Raw genomic sequence first — 19,123 nt, 5'->3', positions numbered from 1 at the left:
GGCACCGCGTTGAACCGGTAACAAATCGCACATCAACGCGATGGCGAGCACACTGGTCGACATCGTGGACGCGACACCGATCGACCGGATAGCCGACGAGCTGTACGCCCTGCCGCCGGCGGAGTTCGTCGCGGCCCGGGACGCCGCCGCCAAGCGGGCGGGCGACCGCGGCGACAAGGCGTTGGCCAAGCAGGTGTCCGCGCTGCGCAAGCCGACGCTGTCGGCGTGGGCGCTCAACCAGCTGGCCCGGCAGCACGCCGCCGAGTACGCGCAGGCGCTCGCGCTGGGCGACCAGCTGCGGACGGCGCAGGAGCAGCTGAAGGGCAGCGTCCTGCGCGAGCTGAGCGGGCGGCGGCGGGTGGTCGTGAGCGCCCTCGTGCGCCTGGCGGAGGACTTGGCGCGCGACGCCGGCACACCCCTCGGCCCGGACGCCGTCCAGCAGGTCCGGACGACCCTGACCGCCGCCCTGGCGGACGCGGTCCTCGCCGCCCGCATCCGCGCCGGACGGCTGGTGAAGCCGGTCGAGCAGTCCGGGTTCGGCCCGCTGTCGGAGACCGCCGTGCCCGCGCCCGCCGCCCGGGACGACCTGGCGCCCCGCCGCGAGAAGAAGCGCGAACGGGAGCTGTCGAAGGCCCGCGACGACATCAAGGCCGCGAAGGCCGCCGCGCGGGAGGCCTCGGCGGCCCTGGCCGAGGCGGAGGCGGTGCTGACCGCCCGCGAGGAGCGCACCGAGGAGCTGCGGGCCGAGCTGCGGCGCGCCCAACAGGCCGAGCACGAGGCCGCCACGAAGGCCGAACGCGCACGTCGGAAGGCGTCCACGGCCCAGGAGAAGCTGGCCGCGGCTCAGGCCCGGATGTCGTCGCTGCGCGAGGAGGGGTGACCCCGGACACCCGGGGAACACCTTCCGGACCTGACTCGTTCTAGTAGTGGTCGGCTCGCGGATGCCGCCCGGACGTCAGGACACCACCAGCGCCAACACCCCCTCGGGCGCCGGCAGGTCCTCTCCCCGAGGCGTCACCGGAGCGCCCGCGCAGCACGGCCGCCGTCGGCCGGACGGATCTCCCCCCACCGAACGGCCGGCGGCCCGGAAACACCCCGCGAGTCAGCCGCACGCTCCCCCGACGTGCGGCCCACTCCGGACGCCCTCCGCACGCTTCCCCCACGTGCGACGAGCCGCGCCCGGACCCGACTCGCGGGGTGTCCCGGCTCCCAGGGTTCACCCGACCCGGTGACGTGCCGACTCACCGGACGCGCCCGACCCCGGGCAGACGTCGGCTCAGGCCTCCGGCACCTGGTACTGGTCGTGCCGCGCGTACAGCTCGGTCCACTCCTCCGCCGACAACTGCCGCCCCGAGTCGCCGATCTCCGCCAACTCCCGGAAGTACTCCTCCCGCGGCGCCCCCGGCGCGAACAGGATCAGCATCGACGCGTCCTCGTCGCTGTCGTTGCGGAACGCGTGGATGCCGCCCTCCGGCACGTACAGGAAGTCGCCCGACCGCGCCTCGACCCACTTGTCGCCGTTGAACAGCCGCACGGTCCCGGAAATCACGTAGAACGACTCCGAGAACGTCTTGTGGTAGTGCGCCGACGGCCCACCGGCCCGCGGCTTCATGTTCCACTCGAACAGCCCGAACTGGCCCTGCGTGGTGCTGCCCGGCGCGACCAGCCGCGCCTGCGACTGGGGCCGGTCGATGGTCTCGACGTCCGCGACCGGCCGCCACAGCGCGCTGATCTCACCCGTCGACCCGGTGTAGTAGCTCATCTCCGAAACAAATCCCTTCCCCGGCAGGGGTGGCGCACGCCACACGGACCGGTTGTCACATCGCCCGCGCCCCACCCGTCATCGCTGTGTAGATCAGAACACGAGCGAGGAGCGCACGACATGGACGCCCGTCTGAACCTGTTCACCAACCAGACCACCGCCAAGTTCCTCAAGCACCTCGTCGCCGCGGGCCGTGCGGTCGAGGCCTCGGGTCTGCCGGAGTCCACCAACTTCCTGGTGCTGTTGCGCGCCAGCCAGATCAACGGTTGCGGCTTCTGCACCGACATGCACTACAAGGACGCCGTGGCGGCGGGCGAGAACCCCGAGCGGCTCAACATGGTCGCCGCCTGGCGGGAGGCCACCGTGTTCACCGAGGCCGAGCGCGCGGCGCTGGAGCTGGCCGAGGAGGGCACCCGCATCGCGGACGCCGCCGGTGGTGTGTCCGACGAGGTGTGGGAGAACGCCGCCAAGCACTACGACGAGAACCAGTTGGCAGCCCTGGTCGCGGCGATCGCCGTGATCAACGCGTTCAACCGGGTCAACGTCCTGGTGCGCCAGCCCGCGGGCAGCTACCAGCCCGGCCAGTTCAGCTGAGCCCGACCGCGGCCACGTTGGGGTCGAGCTTGGCCGCGAGGTCGTCGGCGTCCGCCAACCGCAGGTCCCGGTACAGGCGCAACGCGGTCAGCCAGTGGGGTGTGGCCGCGTCCGCGCCGACCGACTGCTCCAGCACGTCCCCGATCGCCCGGTGGCACAACGCTTCCTGGTACCGGTCGCCCAGCCGCTCCGCGAGCTCCAGCCCGGCGCGGTAGTGCTCCAAGGCCTCGTCCAACCGCCCCAGCTGCTGGGACGCGGCGCCCACCGTGTGCAGGGTCGCGGTGTGCGCCTTGGACGGGGCCGCCGAGGTGAACAGGCTCAGCGCCTCCTCGGCGTGGCGCAGCGCCTCCTCCGGGAGTTGCTTGCGCAGCAACACGTTCGCGAGGTTGTTCTGCACGCTGGCCTGCGACCGGGTGTCGCCGACCTCGCGCGCCACCTCCAGCGCCTCCAGGATGGTCTCCTGCGCCCGGTCGAGCCGGTCGTCGGCCATCAGGCAGTAGCCGAGGTTGGCCAGCGCCGCCAGTTCCAGGTCGCGGTCGCCCCGGGCCAGTTCCGCGGCCCGGGTGCACGACTCGACCGCCTCCGGCAGCCGGCCGAGGTCGGCCAGCGTGGAACCCAGGCGCAGCAGGAAGGTCGCCTCGGCGTGCGCGTCGCCCAGCGCCCGCGCGGCCTCGGAACCGATGCGGCACAACGCCAACCGGTCCACGCGGTTGCCGCGCCGGAAGTGGAACGCGTCCAGGCACAGCGCGAGCTGCCACGCCCGTTCGAGGTGGCCGCCGAGCAGGGCGACGTCCAACGCGAGGCCCAGGTTGGCCTCCTCCAGCGTGAACCAGTCCAGCGCCGCCGCGTGCGAGGACAGCTCCGGGTGGCTGGCGGGCCGGTGCTCGGGCGGGCGGAACGGGCGGACGTGGTCGGACAGGTGGGCGCGGGCGGTGTCGGCGACGAACAGGTAGTAGTCCAGCAGCCGCTCCAGCGCACCGTCCACTTCGGACTCGCCGACCGCGAGCTGGTGGGTGAACAGGCGCACCAGGTCGTGCCGGGAGTACCGGTCGGGCGTGGACTCGTGCAGCAGGTTGGCGTAGGCCAGGGTGCGCAGGTGGGTGCGGGCGCTGACCACGTTGATGTCCAGCAGCGCGGCGGCGGCGTAGCTGTCCAGGTCCGTGCCGGGGTGCAACCCCAAGCGGCGCAACAACCTCGCCGCGCCCTCGGGCAGTTCCCGGTAGCTCACCGCGAGCGCCGCGTGCACGCCCCGCCCGGCCTCGGGCAGTTCCAGCGCGGACAGCCGGTGCTGCTCGTCGCGCAGCTCGTCGACCAGGGACTGGACGGTCCACCGGGGTCTGGACGCCAACCGGGCGCCGGCGATGCGCAGCGCCAGCGGCAGCCGGTCGCACAGCTCGACCAGCTCGGCCACGGCGTCGGGCTCGGCGTCGATGCGCGCCCGGCCCAGGGCAGCCGCCAGCAGGTCCTCGGCGTTGTTCGCGGGCAGGGTCTGGACGTGCAGCGCCGACGCGCCCTCGGTGACCACCAGGTCGTCCAGCCGGTGCCTGCTGGTGACCAGCACCAGGCACCCGGGCGACCCGGGCAGCAGCGGCCGGACCTGCTCGGCGGAGCGGGCGTTGTCCAGGAACACCAGCACCCGCCGCCCGGCCAGTAGCGACCGGTACTGCGCGGCCTGGTCCTCCAGCTCCACGGCGATCTGCGCGTCGGCCAGGCCCAGCGCGCGCAGGAACCCGATCAGCGCGGTGCGCGGGTCCAGCGGCTCGGTCTCGTCGAACCCGCGCAGGTTCACGAACAGCTGCCCGTCCGGGAAGTCCGCCGCCACGCGGTGCGCCCAGTGCAGCGCCAGCGCCGTCTTGCCCACCCCGGCCGGGCCGACCAGCAGCCCGATCGCGGAGTCGCCGCGCAGCCGGTCGGCGAGGTCGGCCAGCTCCGGCTCGCGGCCGACGAAACCCCGGTGCTCGCGGGGCAGCTGCGCGGGCGCGGGACCGCGTTCCACCCGCTTGGGCGCGGCGTCCCCGGCCAGCACGGTCTGGTAGGCGTCGCGCAGCTCCGGCCCGGGGTCCACGCCCAGCTCGTCGGCCAGCCGCTCGCGCGTGCGGTGGAAGACCTCCAGGGCCTCGGCCTGCCGGCCGGTCCAGTGCAGCGCCAGCACCAGCCGCGCCACCAGCGGCTCACGCAGCGGGTGCGCCGCCACCGCCTCGCGCAGCTCGCCGACCGCGTCCGCCGCGCGGTGCAGCCGGAACAGCCGGGTGGCCAGCTCCTGCACGGCGACCAGCCGCAGCTCCTCCAGCCGCGCCGACACCGCCTCCCGCACCCGGTCGCCCGGCACGTCGGCGAGCACCGGCCCGCGCCACAGCGCCAGCGCCTCGGTCAGCCGGTCCACGGCGGTCTCGTCGGCCGCGTCGCGCGCGGAGGCCACCAGGTCCTCGAACCGGAACACGTCCACCGCGGCCCGGTCGCCGGTCAGCACGTAGCCGGGCGCGCGCGTGAGAAGCGCCACGCCGTCGGACAGGACCTTCCGCAGCTGGGCGATATGTCCCTGGAGGGCGGCTTTGGCCTGCGGCGGGGGTGAGCCGTCCCACACCAGCGACAACAGGCGGTCACCGGAGACGACCCGGTTGAGCTCCAGCGCCAACGCGGCCAGGACCGTCCGGCGCTTGGCCGCGCCGAGCCGGACGGGTTCTCCACCAGCGGAAACCAGCTCAACCGGCCCGAGCAGGTTCACCCGCATCCCGAAGACCCCTCAGCATCGGCAGCCTGTGGTCGAACAGTTTCCCACAGTGGCCGGCCCGTCCCGGTAGCCCGCATTGGCGGGACGTTGGGCCCGCGTTGGCGTCCATCGGGAGCCTGTGTTCCGTCCAGCAGGCTGCCTTCGCGAGGGATTGACGATGTACATCGCCGAGCCAGGGAATCCGGAACAAGCCCCGGTGGGGGACAAGGTCCTCGCGCTGTCGGAGTCGGTGAACTCCGGTCGGGTGACCCTCGACCCGGCGACCGGGGACGAGCTGCGCCGGATGCTGGTCGAGCAGATCGACCAGGTCGACTCCTGGCTCGAGCGCGCGGGCCGCCTGGCCCGCCCCGCGCCGCTGGGCGCGAACCCCGTCGGCGACCGGATGGCCGCGAAGTTCGAGGCCCGCGCCGAGGGCGACCCGATGTCGTTCGTGTCGGTGATGACGGCCTACCGCGAAGTGCTCCAGCAGACCCACGACTCCGTGAACAGCGCGATCCGCAACTTCCAAGCGATCGACGAGGAGCACGGCTCCGAGCTGACCCGCCTGAGCGGCGAGTGAGAGGGCGATCACCATGGCCGACCAGCAGCAGATCGACCTGGTCCTCACCGACGCCCAGAACTGGGCGTCCCGGTCCCACCGCGAGCTCTACGAGGCGGTGCACAACAACAACGACCCCGGCCAGACCGGCGAGATCGGCGCCGAGTGGGGCCAGTTCGGCGCCGAGCTGACCGAGTCCGCGCGGGTGATCAACGAGCGCGTGGCCGCGTCCGAGACGGGCTGGACCGGCGACGCGGCCGACGGCGCGCGGGCGGCGGTGAAGAAGCTCGCCGAGTGGGTCACGCAGACCGCCGCGACCGCCGTCGAGGTGGGCAAGCGGGTGCAGGACCAGAGCGTGATCATGGAGAACGCGCGCGCGTCCATGCCGGAACCGGTGGAGTTCTCCTGGGACCAGGCGACCGGCGCGTTCACCCAGGGCGGCATCCAGGGCCTGGTCACCTCGGCGGCGGACGTGCAGGCCGCCAACGACCAGGCCCGCGCGCTGCACGAGCACGCCGTGACCGTGATGACGACGATGGAGAACGAGTCGCGCGCGGTCGACCAGACCACCCCCCGGTTCACGCCGCCGTACAACCCGGTGACCGGCCGGGTCGAGGAACCGCCGGCGATGATGATGGCCACGGCGAGCGCGCCCACCCTGAGCGACGCCCAGCCCGCCATGGCGCCCAGCGGTGGTGGCGGCACCACTCAGGCCGCGTCGGTCGCATCGGCTCCGGCCGCACCCGCCTACACGCCGCCGAGCACCCCGGCCGGTGCCGGTTCGTACAGCGGCCCGTCCGGCGGCGGTTCCTACGGCGGCGGTTCCGGCACTCCTCTCGCGCCGGTGGCGTCCTACCGCCCGGAGGGCACGACGGCCGCCGCGGCGGCGGCGCAGGTCCCGGTGGCGAACAAGTACACCCCGCCCGCCTACACCCCTCCCTCGTACACGCAGCCGTCCGGCGGCGAGACGCCGTCGTACGTGCCCCCGTCCTACGTGCCGCCCACGTCCACGGGTGGCAAGCAGCAACCCCCGCCGTACCGCCCGGCCCCGCCCGGCACCGTCGTGCCCCAGGCGCCCGGCAAGTACCCGCCCTACGTGCCCGCCGGCTCCCCCGGCACCCCACCCGTCGGCGGCCCCGGTGGCGGCCCCGGCGGCCCCGGCGGCCCCGGTGGTCCGGGCGGCGGTCGTCCCGGCATGCCCGGCGGCATGCCGAGCTTCGGCGGCGCGGGTGGTGGCGGCTTCGGCCCCACGGGCTCCGGCGGTGCCGGCGGTCCCGGTGGGCAGCTCGCCGCCGGCGGCACGTCCGGCGTCATGGGCCAGCGGGGCCCCGTCCCCGGCGGGTTCGGGCCGATGCCCGGCGGTCCCGGTGGCGCGGCCGGCGCACCCATGGGTGGTGCCCCGATGGGCGGCGCCCCCGGCGGCGGCCAGGGCGACGAGGACAAGGAACACCGTTCCGCCGCGTACCTGCGCGGTGAGGACATCTTCGAGGTGCCCGGCGAGAACCTGCCGCCCTCGGTGATCGGCGGCGCGAAGCCGAAGAAGAAGGGCGGCGAAGCGTGATCGAGGCCGAGTTCCTGCTCACGCCGGTCCAACTGGACGTGCTGTGGCACGACCTGGGCCTGGGCCGGCTGCCCTACCCCCTTGACGTCCCCAGCGGCGGCGCGACGGAGGCCGAGCGGGCGGAGCTGAAGGCGAAGGTGCTGGCGGACCTCGGCGAGCCGAACCCGCGGCTGACCGACCTGCTGCGCCTGCTGGCCGAGCACCACCTGTCCGTGGACGCCGTCGCCCACATCGACCGGCCGGTGCGCGCGGTCGCCGCGTCGGACGGCACGCGGGCCGTGCTCGCGGTGATCGACAGCGGCCAAGTGGGTCTGGTGGAGATCCGCCCGACCGCGCTCGCCCGGTCCATCGTCGAGGTCCTCCCCGACGGCAACGCGGGCCCCGGCACGGCGCTGTCGCTGCGCCTGGACACCCTGACCGCGGCCGTCGCCCTCCAACAGGAGGACGGCGACGACGAGGACGACGACCCGTGGGGCGGCCAGGAGTTGGACGACCGGGCCGCGCTGCAGAAGGCGGGCCTGTCCCGCGACGATGCGGCGATGGTCGGCGAGTTGGCCGCGAACCGCGTCGCCGGCGGCCAGTTCGGCGTCAGCACCGGCGGCGGCGACCGCCCCACCCGGGCCGGGACGCTCATCACGTGGTTCGACACCAACCAGGGCCGGTACCTGATGGTGCACGAGGACGGCTGGCTCAGCCTCGCGCCCACCGACAACGACCGGATCGCCACCAGGATCCAGAAAGTCCTGTCGTCCGTGGGGTGATCCCGCACCGTGGACCGCCTTGATGGGGTGCCGACGACGTTGGAATGCTCGAAGGCATGACGCAGCCACTCGTCGTCGGCACGCTCGTCGGCAACCCCCGTCCCGCGTCCCGCACGCTGAACGCGGCACTCGCGCTGCGCGAGGCGGTCAGCCACGCACTGCGGCTGCGGGGCGAGGAGGTCACCCCCAACGGCCCGTTGGTCGACGCGGCCGACCTCGCCCCCGAGGTCTTCACCCCCGGCTCCACCGCCGTCCGGGCCGCCTTGGACACCCTGTCCACGGCCGACGTGCTCGTGGTCGCCTCCCCGACGTACAAGGCCACCTACACCGGTTTGCTGAAGTCGGTGCTGGACCAGGCCCCCGGCGGCTGGCTGCGCGGCAAAACCGCCGTGCCGCTCCTCGTGGCGGCGGCCGACAAGCACGCCTTGGCCGTGGAGGTGCACTTGAAGCCCTTGCTGGCAGAACTCGGCGCCTCCGTGCCCGGCCGCGGCCTGTTCGTCAACGAGTCGGCACTGGCGGCGGACCAGACCGTCCTGATCACCGAGTTGGGCGACCAACTCGCCGAGTCGGGTTGGTTCACAGCTCCGGCGGTGGCAGCCCGATGACCGACCTCCGCACCGCGCTGCGCGACTTCCCCCAGGCAGTGGGGATCGTCACCGCCACCGGCCCGGACGGCCCGGTGGGCGTCACGGTCAGCTCCTTCACCTCGGCAAGCCTGCACCCACCGATGGTGGTCGTGTGGATCGCGGAGGGCGCTTCGGCATGGCCGGTACTGCGCACCGCGCCTCTGTTCGCCGTACACCTCCTGCACGCCGGCCAAACGGCCCTGTCAGACCTCTTCGCCCGCACCGGATCAGACCGCTTCGGCCCCACCACCCGCTGGGAGTCCGATGTGGACGGTGTCCCCCACTTGTTGGACGCCCCTCTGCGCCTGCGCTGCCGCACGTCCCGCCGAATCGCCGTAGGCGACCACGTGGCCCTGGTCGGCGAACCGGTGGAAATCCAACACAACACCGGCAACCCACCTCTGGTCAGATTCCAGGGCCGCTACACCTCAGTAGCCTGACCACACCCGCTTTCCGCGCGAAGCGCGCTCGCTTTCCGCGCCGCAGGCGCGAGCCCGTGCTGCCAAGCCCACGGGAAGGGCCTCGGTTTCGTTCCCCCGTCCGGCCTGGGCGCAGCCCAACCGCGCTTGGTCCGTTTGTGCAACCAGCTTTTCCGGTTGCTCAAACGGGCCAAGTGTGGTTGCCTCCGGCAGGCCGGACGGGGGAACGAAACCGACGCCCTTCCCACCCCCCGGGGGCCTGCCGCGCGGCGAGCGCCGCTTTTAGCTTTTGATCTTGGGAGCGCGAAGCGGTCTCGCATGAACCCCCGACAGCGTCCCACCAGCCGCTAGGCCACCGACTCGTCCACCGCGTCCCCCGCCAGGAACTCCAACACCGCCCGCGCCACGGCGTCGTTCTGCCGAAACGCCGGGTTGTTGGTGTTCGGGCGCGCAAACGCGGCTTGGGCCTTGTTCGTCGTGTAAGGCCCCACCGCGAACCGCCGTGCGTGAGGCGCCCCAGACGCGTCCAGAACCCTGCTGTCCACCGGGTCGACCGCCACCAACCCCGCCCGGTCCTGGATGTCCCCACCCGCCGCCAGAGAACGCAACAACGGATCCGCGGTCACCGACAGCGTGTGGGTGGGCAGCCGCGCCTCGATCAGACCCTTCGCCCGCACGACGTGACCGGGCACGCTCGCACTGCCCGCCAGGAAGACGCCGTCCTCCGCCCTCACCCACGTGTCGGCCCCGAGGAACCGCACCACCCCGGCCCGGGACAACGCCAGCAGCTCCTCCAACCGGTCCGGCGGCGGTCCGGAGGCGAAGTAGCTGAAGAACCCGTGCCACCACCCGTCCTCGCCGGTCAGCCGGCCGGACGCGGCCAGCACCGCCAGCTGCCCGTACGCGGTCAACAACGCCAGGAAAGCACCCAGGTCGGCGCTGAACCGCGGATCGGACCGCCGCTCCACGTCAGCCCGGATGTACGACCGCAGGAACTCCTGGAACCCGTCCGCCGAGTCGAACGCCAACCCGTCGATGGGCCGGTCGAGGTGCTCGAAGTCCAACCGGTCCGCCATCCCCGGAACCGCCCGCTCCTCCAAGGCCCGCATCTCCGCGCTGTACCACTCCAGCTCCGCGTACCGACCCGCGAACTCCTCCCACGTCAGCCGCACACGCGAAGGGTGGCCGGTGAACAGCTCCCGGTAGTACCCGTACGCGACCTCCTTGGCGATCAACGGCCACACGTGCAACCGGAAGTCGATCTCCCCGGGCCGGGCCAGCAGGTCCGACGCCACGAAGAACCGCGGCCCCTCGGGAGCCGCGCCCTGCAACCGGTACCCGGTCTTCGAGTGGTACGGCACCCCGCGCCGCGAGCCCACGTGCAGCCGAGGCTCGCGCCCGGACGGCAGGTAGTGCAGCACCCCGCCGACCCGGACGAACGTCCCCCCGCGCCCCTCCGCCAAGAGCACCGCCAAGTCGATGAACGCCAACCCCAGGCCCCGCACCACGACGTCCTCACCCGCGGGCACCACCGACAGGTCAGCGTCGGCCGTGTACGCGGGCGGCACGAAGCACAGATCGTGCTGCACGGCGTGATCACGCAGGGCCGCGTGTTCCGGCGACAGCACGGTGTCCAAGTGCCCCAACGCGAACACCACCACGTCCGCCACCAGCGGCTCGGACCGCCCGGCGAGCCACACCCGCTGCCGAAGCTGCGACGACCCCGTCACCCGAACGGCCCGCGTCGGGTGGACGTGCACCGAGCTCCCGCGCGGCAGCGACTCGACCGCCTTGGCGTGGAACCACTTCAGGTACGCACTCTGCACCCGCCGGCTCGGGAACGACGTGGGCTCCATCGCCGCCAGCTCGGCCCGGACCTCCTCCGGCAAGTCCACAGTGGACCAGTCCCACTCGGCGAGCGAAGGACCCGGCCGAACCGGACCCTCGCACACCACCGACGAGTCGGTGAACATGGTGACGTCCTCGGCCATCGAGTTCATCCGCAGCAACGCCGACTGCTCGTGCCGCCACACCCGCCCCGACCCGGCCGGGAACGGGTCCACCAGGTGCACCTCCAGCGGACCGCCGAACAGCGCGGGAGCGTTGGCCCCCAACCGCTCCAGCACTCCGGACGTGCGCGGCCCGGCGCCGACGAACACGACGACGCTCATCGCACCAGCGCCAGGAACTCGCGGGTCCGCGCGTGCCGCGGTCGGTCCAGCACCTCACCCGGCGGACCGGACTCGACCACCAGGCCCTCGTCCAGGAACACGACGTGGTCGGCGACCGACCGGGCGAAGCCGATCTCGTGCGTCACCACGACCATCGTCATGCCGTCGGCCGCGAGGTCGCGGATCACCGCCAGCACCTCGCCCACCAGCTCCGGGTCCAGCGCCGAGGTCGGCTCGTCGAACAGCATCACCGCGGGTCGCATGGCCAGGGCGCGCGCGATCGCCACCCGCTGCTGCTGCCCGCCGGAGAGCTGCCGCGGGTAGGCGTCCTCCCGGCCGGCCAGCCCGACCCGGGCGATCAGCGACCGCGCCAGCTCCTCGGCCTCCGCGCGCGGCACGCCGGACACGCCCACGGGGGCCTCCACGACGTTCTCAAGCACGGTCAAGTGCCCGAACAGGTGAAAACCTTGGAACACCATGCCGATCCCGGCCCGCTGCCGCGCGATCTCGCGTTCCTTCAGCTCGTACAGCTTGCCGCGGTGCCGCCGGTACCCGATGAGCACGCCGTCGACCTCGATCTCGCCGCGGTCCTGCTTCTCCAGGTGGTTCAGGCAGCGCAGCAGCGTGGACTTTGCCCGAGCCGGACGGGCCGATCACGACGGTGACCGAGCCGCGCGGCACGGTCAGGTCCACGCCGCGCAGCACCGGGGTGCCGCCGAAGCTCTTGTGCAGATCGGTGACCTGGACGGCGACCGTCACGACAGCCTCCCCGCGCCGCGCGCGTAGTAGCGCTCCACGTAGTGCTGGCCGATGCCGAGCAGGCTGGTGACGACGACGTACCAGGCGGTGGCGACCAGCAGCAACGGGATGATCAGGTAGTTGCGGTTGTAGATGAGCTGCACCGAGTACAGCAGGTCCTGCACGGCCAGCACGCTCACGATCGACGTGCCCTTCAACGTGCCGATGAGCAGGTTGCCGGCGGCCGGGACGATGGCGCGCATGGCCTGCGGCAGCACGATCCGCCGCAGGATGCGGCCGCCGCGCATGCCCAGCGCCTTGGCCGCCTCGACCTGGCCCGCGTCCACCGACAGGATGCCGCCGCGCACGATCTCCGCCGCGTAGGCGGCTTCGTGCAGCACCAGCCCGATGATCACGGCGGTGACCGGGCCGATGACCGGCGTGGCACCGGACAACGCCGGGTACAGCGCGCCGATGTTGAACCAGAACAGCAACTGCACCAGCAGCGGCACGGACCGGAACAGCCAGACGTAACCCCAGCTCACCGCCACCAGCACGGGGTTGCCGGACAGCCGCATCACGGCCAGCACGCCGCCGATCACGAAGCCCAGCACGACCGTCAGGCCGGTGAGCCACAGCGTCAGGCCCAGGCCGCGCAACACGGCCTCGGCGGTGAAGTACTGGGCCACCACGGACCACTGGAACTGCTCGTTGGTCACCGCCGACCACAGGAACGCCAGCACGGCGGCCAGCACCAGGCCGGCGGACACCCACCGCCAGGGCCGGCGCAGCGGCACGATCTCGGCGACGGTGCGCGGCCCGTCGGTCGGGGGCTGGGTGTCGGTCGGAGGGGCGACGGTCGAAGCGCTCATCGGCTGCTCCTGCGCAGGAGGGGTCACGTCAACGTGCCGCGTCCCTCAACGCCGCACCCGATCGTAGGCGTGCGACCGTGCGGCCGGTCAAGGGATTCCGAGATTTGGACGTCCGTCGAACCGCCGTTGACGACCGTCGCGTCCGCTGCTGCACTGGGTCCGTGGACTCCGTGCGGCTGGTCATTCGCGGCCACATCGACTTCGGTCGGGTGTGGTCGTCCTCCTGTCCGCGCTGACGCGCCTTCTCCTTTCGGCCGACCCCACGCGTCTCCCTCAACGCCCTGGCGCGTCGGCGTTCTCCCACACCTCTTCTCGCCACTCTCAGTGGAAGGTTTCGACGTGCCTGTTGAGTTCCTGGGGATCGGCGGCACCAACGACGGCTCCGAGACGCACGCCCGCAGCGGTGCGTCGTTCGACAAGGACTACACCCTGCGGCTGGCCCGCGCGCACGAGGAGCACGGCTGGGACCGCGTGCTGTTCGCCTACGGCTCCGGTTCGCCCGACCCGGCGCAGGCCGCCGCCTACGTGGCCACGAAGCTGGACAAGCTCCAGATCCTGTTGGCGCACCGGCCGAACGTGTCCTACCCGACGTTCGCCGCGAAGACGTTCGCCACGCTGGACCGCATCTCCGACGGCCGGCTGACCGTGCACTTCATCACCGGCGGCACCGACCACGAGCAGCAGCGCGAGGGCGACTACCTGACCAAGGACGAGCGATACTCGCGCACCGAGGAGTACATCCGGATCGTCAAGAAGGCCTGGACCTCGCACGAGCCCTTCGACCACGAGGGGCAGCACTACAAGTTCGCCGACTTCGTGAGCGACGTCTTCCCGGTCCAACAGCCGAGGCCCGACGTGTCGTTCGGCGGCTCGTCCCCCGCCGCGTACAAGGCAGGTGGTGCGGTAGCAGACATTTTCTGCCTCTGGGGCGAACCACTCGCCGACACGGCCGCACAGATCGAGTCCGTTCGAGAAGCCGCCCGCGCCGCCGGCCGCACCGACACCCCGCGCATCCAGGTGGCGTTCCGCCCGATCCTCGGCGCGACCGAGGACTTGGCGTGGGAGAAGGCGCACCGGACGGTCGACGCCATCAAGCAGCGCACGTCCGGCGGCAAGACGTTGACCCGCAGGCACTCCCTGACCAACCCCCAGAACACCGGCTCTCAACGCCTGCTGGAGATCGCCGCCCGCGGCGAGCGCTTCGACCGTGCACTGTGGACACCCACAGCCGCCGCGACCGGCGGCGCCGGCAACTCGAACGCCCTGGTCGGCACCCCGGAAACGGTGGCGCAGGCCCTGCTGGACTACTACGACCTCGGCGTCGACATCTTCTCCGCACGCGGCTACGACACCCTCGACGACGCCATCGACTTCGGCCGGTACGTGATCCCGATCGTCCGCGAGGAAGTAGCCAAACGCGAGCAAGCCAAGGCCCCCACCCCGCCCCCGCAACGCGAATCCATCGCGGTAGACGGATGACGACGAAGGACTCCACCCCCATGCGCACCAGAACCCTGCTGTTGCTGACCACGCTGCTGGCCTTGGTGGTCTCCGGCTGCGGTGCGCCCGCCGCAAGCCCGGACAACGGCGTACAACCATCGGTCGACGTCGTCTCCGCGCTGGCCAAGGACGAGACCATCGCCGCCCTGCTCCCCGAGGCGACCCGGCAGGCCGGCGTGGTGAAGTTCGGCTCGTCCGTGGGCGGCCAGCCACCGTCGTCGTACTACGCCGAGGACAACAAGACCGTGCTGGGCCAGGACATCGACATCGCCGAGGCGGTCGGCAAGGTCCTGGGCGTGCGGATCGAGCGCGAGGTGGCGAGCTTCGAGGCCATCCTGCCGGCGCTCACCTCCGGCAAGTACGAGGTGGGCACCGGCAACTTCGGCGTCACCGAGGCGCGGCTCAAGACCATCGACTTCGTCACCTACATCAACGACGGCCAAGGCTTCGCCATCCGCAAGGACGACGACCGCTTCCAGAAGGTGGAGAACCTGCTACAGCTGTGCGGCCTGAAGATCGGCGTAGGAGCCGGCACGACCTTCGAGGCCACCCTGGAACGCGAGAAGCACATCTGCCCGGACGCCGGCAAACCGGCGTACGAGGTCCTGACCTTCTCCGAAAACGCGGCCATCTACCTGGGCCTGCAACAACGCCACTTCGACGTCATCATGAGCACCATCAACGGCCTCCGCCACGCGGCCGCCAACCAGCCGAACCTGAAGTTCCTGAACGAGTTCAAGCGGTTGGACGTGGGCTTCGCCTTCAAGAAGGGCTCGCCACTGACCCCGGCCTTCCAGGCAGCGGTGAACAAGCTCATCAAGGACGGGACGTACCAACGAATCCTGGACAAGTGGGGCACCACGGCATCCGCCCTGCCGGAGTCCAAGATCAGCCCTCCGGAACACGCCTAACGCACCCCGAAAACCGGTGGGACCGGGACTCTTCGCCAGCCCCGGTCCCACCCTCCAGAACACAGCCTTTCGACGAAGCCGACAAGCGGCAGTCCACCCGCCTTGCCGAGTGGGCAGTTCCCGGCGTTGCCGGGCGGCAGTCCACCGGAGAGGACACAACCCAACCTGGGCTTCTTGCTTTTGTCATCTCCGTATGGCCTGCCCGAAGGGCTACCACAGATTTCCCCGGGTGCAGCCGAAAGTTTTTGCGAGGAACGAGCAAAAAGTTTTAGCGGCACCCGGGGAAATCTGTGGTAGGCTCCGCCAGGTCATACGGAGATGGCAAAAGCAAGAAGCCCCCGCCGTTGCAGTTGAGTCATCTTTGGTGGCCTGCCCGCCGGCGAGGCGCTTTTCGCTTTTAAGCGCTTTAAGCCGGAACGCTTCGCTCTCAAGCCGAACGCGCTTCGCGCTGGTACGCGCGAAGCGCTCGAAAGATGAAAAGCGGCGCTCGCCGCGCGGCAGGCCGCCAGCGGGGGGTGAAGGGCGTCGGTTCCCCCGCCGTATGGCCTGGCGGAGCCAACCACAGATTTCCCGGGGTGCCGCTAAAACTTTTTGCTCGTTCCTCGCAAAAACTTTCGGCTGCACCCCGGAAAATCTGTGGTAGCCCTTCGGGCAGGCCATACGGCGGGGGAACCGAGGCCCTCCACCTGTGGTTGGGACCACCACACGCAAAAAGCCGCGCTGCGCGCTGGCCGCTTGCGGCCATTGGGTGGCAACAAGGTCGTCTTGCGTCTACTGGATCGCGCCGCAGTAGGCTTGACGGCGTTCCCCCGTGCTCCATTCGAGTGACATTCATCCAGGAGTTGCGCAACTGGGCCTACCCCGGTGATCTGATCGACCGACCGGCCGGGCAACCGGGTGGGTCTACGAGGATCGGGCGTTCAAGAGCTGGATGATGATGGTCGACCAGGCAGGGACGGCTTACGACGGGGTCGCCGACGCGCGGAACGAGTTCGCCCGCGGCTGGGCGGCTGCCATCGGGGCGCGGCCCGACGACCTCCTCGACCTGACCGATCGCCTCCACGCCGCCGCAGTGCGGGACTCCTCCGTGCAGGATGTCGGTCGAGCGCTGGTCGAGCTGGGGTTCGCCTCGCCCGCGACCCTCGAACAGACCCTCACCTTCGTCGGCGAACACCTCCGCACCACCCGCACGGACCGGCTGGTGGCAGTCCTGGGCGGTATCGCGGCCGGGTTCAGTGAGGCGCTTCGCGAGAAGACCCTGGACCAGCAAGAACGCAACAGGTCCGCGGTCGTGCAGACGATCCGGGACACCGAGGCCGCCCTGCGGGCCAGTGAGGCGAAGTTCCGGGCCGTGTTCCGGACCTCCGCGGTCGGAATCGCCGTGACGGGCCTCGACTCCGAGATCCTCGACTTCAACGACGCCCTCCTCACCCTCCTCGACTACGAACCCGACGAGCTCGCCGGGCGCGACGCGCGCGACCTCATGCACCCCGACGACCGGCACTCCGTGGACGAGGTGGCCGCCGTCCTCGCTTCCGGTGCGCGGGACCACGTCCGGGCCGAGAGGCGGATGGTGCGGGCTGACGGTGAGGTGATCGACGTCGTGGTCGCCGTGTCGTTGGTGCGGGACGACTCCGGGGCGCCCGCCTACCACGTGGCGATGGTCGAGAACCTCGACGAGGTGCGGGCGTTGCAGTCCCAACTGCTCCGGCAGAGCCTCAACGACGTCCAGACCGGGCTGGCGAACCGGGTGCAGTTCCTCGGTTGGCTGGAGGGCGCGGTCGGGTCGAAGGGGCCGGGGACGCTCGCGCTGGTGGTGTTCGACATCGACGGGTTCCGGGTGGTGAACGACGCGTTCGGGCACGAAGTGGGGAACCGGGTGCTCACGCTCGTCGCGGGGCACCTGCGGAGCGTGTTCGGGACGGTCGGGCAGCTCGCGCGGATCGGGCCGGACGAGTTCGGGGTGCTGGTGCGGGACCCGGTGGACGTGGCATCGGTCGTCGCGCTGGTCGAGGAGGCCGTGGAGCTGCTCGCCGAGCCCGTGTGGGTGGGTGAGCACGGGATCGGGGTCACCGCCAGCGTCGGGATCGTCGTGCGGGCCGCGCGGGGTGCGGACGCGTCCGAGCTGATGCGGTGCGCGGACGTGACGCTGCGGTGGGCCAAGGACGACGGCAAGGCGCAGTGGGCGCTGTACGACAAGGCCCGGGACGACCGGGACCGGCGGCGGCTGATGCTGGCGGCGTCGGTGTCCGGTGGGCTGGAGCAGGGCGACTTCCGGGTGGACTACGAACCCGTGCGGTCGCTGGTGGACGGGTCGCTGGTCGCCGTGGAGGCCCGGCTGGGCTGGGACCACCCGACCGAGGGCTACCTGGACCCGGCGTCGCTGGCGTCCCTGTCGGCGTGCACGGGGATGGCGGCGCGGCTGGGCTGGTTCGCGGTGGAGCAGGCGTGCCGGCACGCGGGCGACTGGTACCGGCGGTTCGGGTCGGCCGCGCCGGTGCTGACCATGGACCTGACCGCGCGGCAGTGCCAGGAGCCGGAGCTGGTGGCCGAGGTGCGCCGGCTGCTGCGGGACAGCGGGCTGCCCGCGTCGATGCTGCGCTTCGAGCTCGGCGAGCGGCTGCCCGCGCTGATCAACGACGACCAGGCGGAGGAGCTGGCGATCCTGGCCGAGCACGGGGTGCGGTTCGTGCTGGACCAGGTGGGCGGCGGCAACGTCCCGGTGGACCGGCTGCGGCGGCTGCCGCTGCACGGGGTGAAGTTCCAGGGCTCGCCCGTCCGCGGGCTGGCCGAGGGCGCGAACCGGGTGGACGAGAGCGCGGCCGTGGCGCTGCTCACGTGGGCGCGGACGCTCGGCATCCCCTTGTACGCGGCGGGTGTCCGCACGGAGTTCGAGGCGCGGCGGCTGCGCGAGCTGGGCGTGACCGGGGCGCAGGGGCCGCTGTTCGGCACGGCGCTGTGGAGCGCGGACGAGGTCGCCGAGGTTCTTGGCAAAGCCTAGGCCGACGCTCAGCTTGCTCATAGCTGCCGGCGCGACGCTGGGTGCATGACACAGGGATTCCCCGCCATGAGCGGGTCGTTGATCGAACCGGAGCCGGCACCCGCGGTGAAGCCGTTCTGGCGGCGCACCGGCACCGCCGTCACGACGGCCGCCCTGGTCGCCGCGTTGTTCGGCGGTGTGACGGGCGGTGTGGTCGGCGCCCTCAACGCGCCCGGCGAGACCGTCGGCACGTCCAGCACGCCGGTCGCCCTCAACTCGGGTTCGTCCACTCTGGACGTCTCGGCGGTCGCCGCCAAGGTGCTGCCGAGCGTGGTCCAGGTGAACGTCGCCGGGGCGCAGGGCCAGGGACTCGGGTCAGGGGTGGTGCTGTCCTCGGACGGCCGCATCCTCACCAACAACCACGTCGTCGCCGGCGCGCAGAAGGTCACCGTGACGCTGAACGACGGCCGCACGGTGGACGCGAAGGTCGTCGGCACCGACCCGGCCAGCGACCTGGCCATGGTGCAGGCGGTCGGCGTCTCCGGCCTGACGCCCGCCACCTTCGCCGACTCGGACGACGTCAAGATCGGCGACCAGGTCGTGGCGATCGGCTCGCCCGAGGGCCTGCAGGGCACGGTCACGTCCGGCATCGTCAGCGCCCTGGACCGCACGGTCACCGTGCCCGGCGCGACCCGCCGCTCGAACGTCAGCTACCAGGCCATCCAGACCGACGCGTCGATCAACCCGGGCAACTCGGGCGGACCGCTGATCAACGCGGCCGGCCAGGTGATCGGCATCAACTCGGCGATCTACTCGCCCGCGTCGGACAACGGCCAGGCGGGCAGCGTGGGGATCGGGTTCGCGATCCCGGCCAACCAGGCCAAGCAGATCGCCGACCAGCTCACGTGAGCCCGGCACGAAGAACCCGCGAGGCCGGTGGGAGGCCCCGCGGGTTCGTT

Annotated in this window: 15 protein-coding genes and 1 pseudogene; 11 read left to right on the top strand and 5 right to left on the bottom strand. The window is 71.8% G+C overall.

What is annotated here, in order from left to right; genetic code table 11:
* The first annotated feature begins 40 nt into the window (after positions 1–40).
* Complete coding sequence (locus DFJ66_RS28930; protein WP_121225688.1) at positions 41–880, top strand: hypothetical protein; 840 nt, start codon at positions 41–43, stop codon at positions 878–880.
* A gap of 396 nt (positions 881–1,276) precedes the next feature.
* On the opposite strand, the gene DFJ66_RS28925 is transcribed toward DFJ66_RS28930, so the two are convergent.
* Positions 1,277–1,762 carry a cupin domain-containing protein gene (locus DFJ66_RS28925; protein WP_121225686.1) on the bottom strand — a complete coding sequence of 162 codons (486 nt, stop codon included), beginning with the start codon at positions 1,760–1,762 and terminating at the stop codon, positions 1,277–1,279.
* A gap of 120 nt (positions 1,763–1,882) precedes the next feature.
* On the opposite strand from DFJ66_RS28925, the gene DFJ66_RS28920 reads away from it, so the two are divergent.
* Positions 1,883–2,356, top strand: a complete 474-nt coding sequence (locus DFJ66_RS28920) for a carboxymuconolactone decarboxylase family protein (RefSeq protein ID WP_121225684.1) — start codon at positions 1,883–1,885, stop codon at positions 2,354–2,356.
* Here DFJ66_RS28920 and DFJ66_RS28915 read toward each other — a convergent pair.
* The gene (locus tag DFJ66_RS28915) at positions 2,349–5,087 is read right to left on the bottom strand and encodes an AfsR/SARP family transcriptional regulator (protein ID WP_121225682.1); all 2,739 of its coding nucleotides are present in this window, start codon (positions 5,085–5,087) and stop codon (positions 2,349–2,351) included. The two genes, DFJ66_RS28920 and DFJ66_RS28915, sit on opposite strands and share 8 nt — an antisense overlap.
* A 196-nt stretch (positions 5,088–5,283) precedes the next feature.
* On the opposite strand from DFJ66_RS28915, the gene DFJ66_RS28910 reads away from it, so the two are divergent.
* The 5 genes from DFJ66_RS28910 to DFJ66_RS28890 are packed head-to-tail and all read left to right on the top strand — an operon-like array spanning position 5,284 to position 9,013.
* A complete protein-coding gene (locus tag DFJ66_RS28910; RefSeq protein WP_121225680.1) occupies positions 5,284–5,646 on the top strand; it encodes a hypothetical protein in 363 nt (120 codons plus the stop codon).
* Between the two features lie 13 nt (positions 5,647–5,659).
* Positions 5,660–7,186, top strand: coding sequence for a PPE domain-containing protein (locus tag DFJ66_RS28905; RefSeq protein ID WP_121225678.1), 1,527 nt, complete (start codon positions 5,660–5,662; stop codon positions 7,184–7,186).
* Positions 7,183–7,947 (top strand): ESX secretion-associated protein EspG, encoded by a 765-nt coding sequence (locus tag DFJ66_RS28900; protein WP_121225676.1) that lies wholly within the window; start codon positions 7,183–7,185, stop codon positions 7,945–7,947. Before DFJ66_RS28905 ends, DFJ66_RS28900 begins: the two co-directional genes overlap by 4 nt.
* Before the next feature lie 56 nt (positions 7,948–8,003).
* Positions 8,004–8,552 (top strand): NADPH-dependent FMN reductase, encoded by a 549-nt coding sequence (locus tag DFJ66_RS28895; protein ID WP_121231881.1) that lies wholly within the window; start codon positions 8,004–8,006, stop codon positions 8,550–8,552.
* Positions 8,549–9,013 carry a flavin reductase family protein gene (locus DFJ66_RS28890; protein WP_121225674.1) on the top strand — a complete coding sequence of 155 codons (465 nt, stop codon included), beginning with the start codon at positions 8,549–8,551 and terminating at the stop codon, positions 9,011–9,013. Before DFJ66_RS28895 ends, DFJ66_RS28890 begins: the two co-directional genes overlap by 4 nt.
* Before the next feature lie 326 nt (positions 9,014–9,339).
* On the opposite strand, the gene DFJ66_RS28885 is transcribed toward DFJ66_RS28890, so the two are convergent.
* The 3 genes and pseudogenes from DFJ66_RS28885 to DFJ66_RS28875 form a co-directional block, all read right to left on the bottom strand.
* Positions 9,340–11,163: an FAD/NAD(P)-binding protein gene (locus DFJ66_RS28885; protein ID WP_121225672.1), complete on the bottom strand. Its 1,824-nt coding sequence runs from the start codon at positions 11,161–11,163 to the stop codon at positions 9,340–9,342.
* Positions 11,160–11,922 (bottom strand): annotated as a pseudogene (locus DFJ66_RS28880) (amino acid ABC transporter ATP-binding protein). The gene DFJ66_RS28885 and the pseudogene DFJ66_RS28880 overlap by 4 nt, the downstream one beginning before the upstream one ends.
* Positions 11,919–12,773 (bottom strand): amino acid ABC transporter permease, encoded by an 855-nt coding sequence (locus tag DFJ66_RS28875; RefSeq protein ID WP_121225670.1) that lies wholly within the window; start codon positions 12,771–12,773, stop codon positions 11,919–11,921. The pseudogene DFJ66_RS28880 and the gene DFJ66_RS28875 overlap by 4 nt, the downstream one beginning before the upstream one ends.
* A 339-nt stretch (positions 12,774–13,112) precedes the next feature.
* Here DFJ66_RS28875 and DFJ66_RS28870 point away from each other — a divergent pair, with 339 nt between their 5' ends.
* The 4 genes from DFJ66_RS28870 to DFJ66_RS28855 all read left to right on the top strand — a co-directional run bounded on the left by DFJ66_RS28870 (position 13,113) and on the right by DFJ66_RS28855 (position 19,073).
* Positions 13,113–14,252 carry an LLM class flavin-dependent oxidoreductase gene (locus DFJ66_RS28870; RefSeq protein WP_121231879.1) on the top strand — a complete coding sequence of 380 codons (1,140 nt, stop codon included), beginning with the start codon at positions 13,113–13,115 and terminating at the stop codon, positions 14,250–14,252.
* A gap of 20 nt (positions 14,253–14,272) precedes the next feature.
* Positions 14,273–15,184, top strand: a complete 912-nt coding sequence (locus tag DFJ66_RS28865) for an ABC transporter substrate-binding protein (protein ID WP_121231877.1) — start codon at positions 14,273–14,275, stop codon at positions 15,182–15,184.
* Between the two features lie 937 nt (positions 15,185–16,121).
* The gene (locus DFJ66_RS28860; protein ID WP_170199717.1) at positions 16,122–18,185 is read left to right on the top strand and encodes a putative bifunctional diguanylate cyclase/phosphodiesterase; all 2,064 of its coding nucleotides are present in this window, start codon (positions 16,122–16,124) and stop codon (positions 18,183–18,185) included.
* A gap of 45 nt (positions 18,186–18,230) precedes the next feature.
* Positions 18,231–19,073 carry a S1C family serine protease gene (locus DFJ66_RS28855; RefSeq protein ID WP_121225666.1) on the top strand — a complete coding sequence of 281 codons (843 nt, stop codon included), beginning with the start codon at positions 18,231–18,233 and terminating at the stop codon, positions 19,071–19,073.
* The last annotated feature ends 50 nt before the right edge of the window (positions 19,074–19,123 follow it).

It is taken from the genome of Saccharothrix variisporea, from assembly GCF_003634995.1.
Taxonomy (GTDB): Bacteria; Actinomycetota; Actinomycetes; order Mycobacteriales; family Pseudonocardiaceae; genus Actinosynnema; species Actinosynnema variisporeum.
The sequence above is the reverse complement of the archived record's forward strand: the minus strand, read 5'-3'. Positions and strand labels throughout refer to the sequence as shown.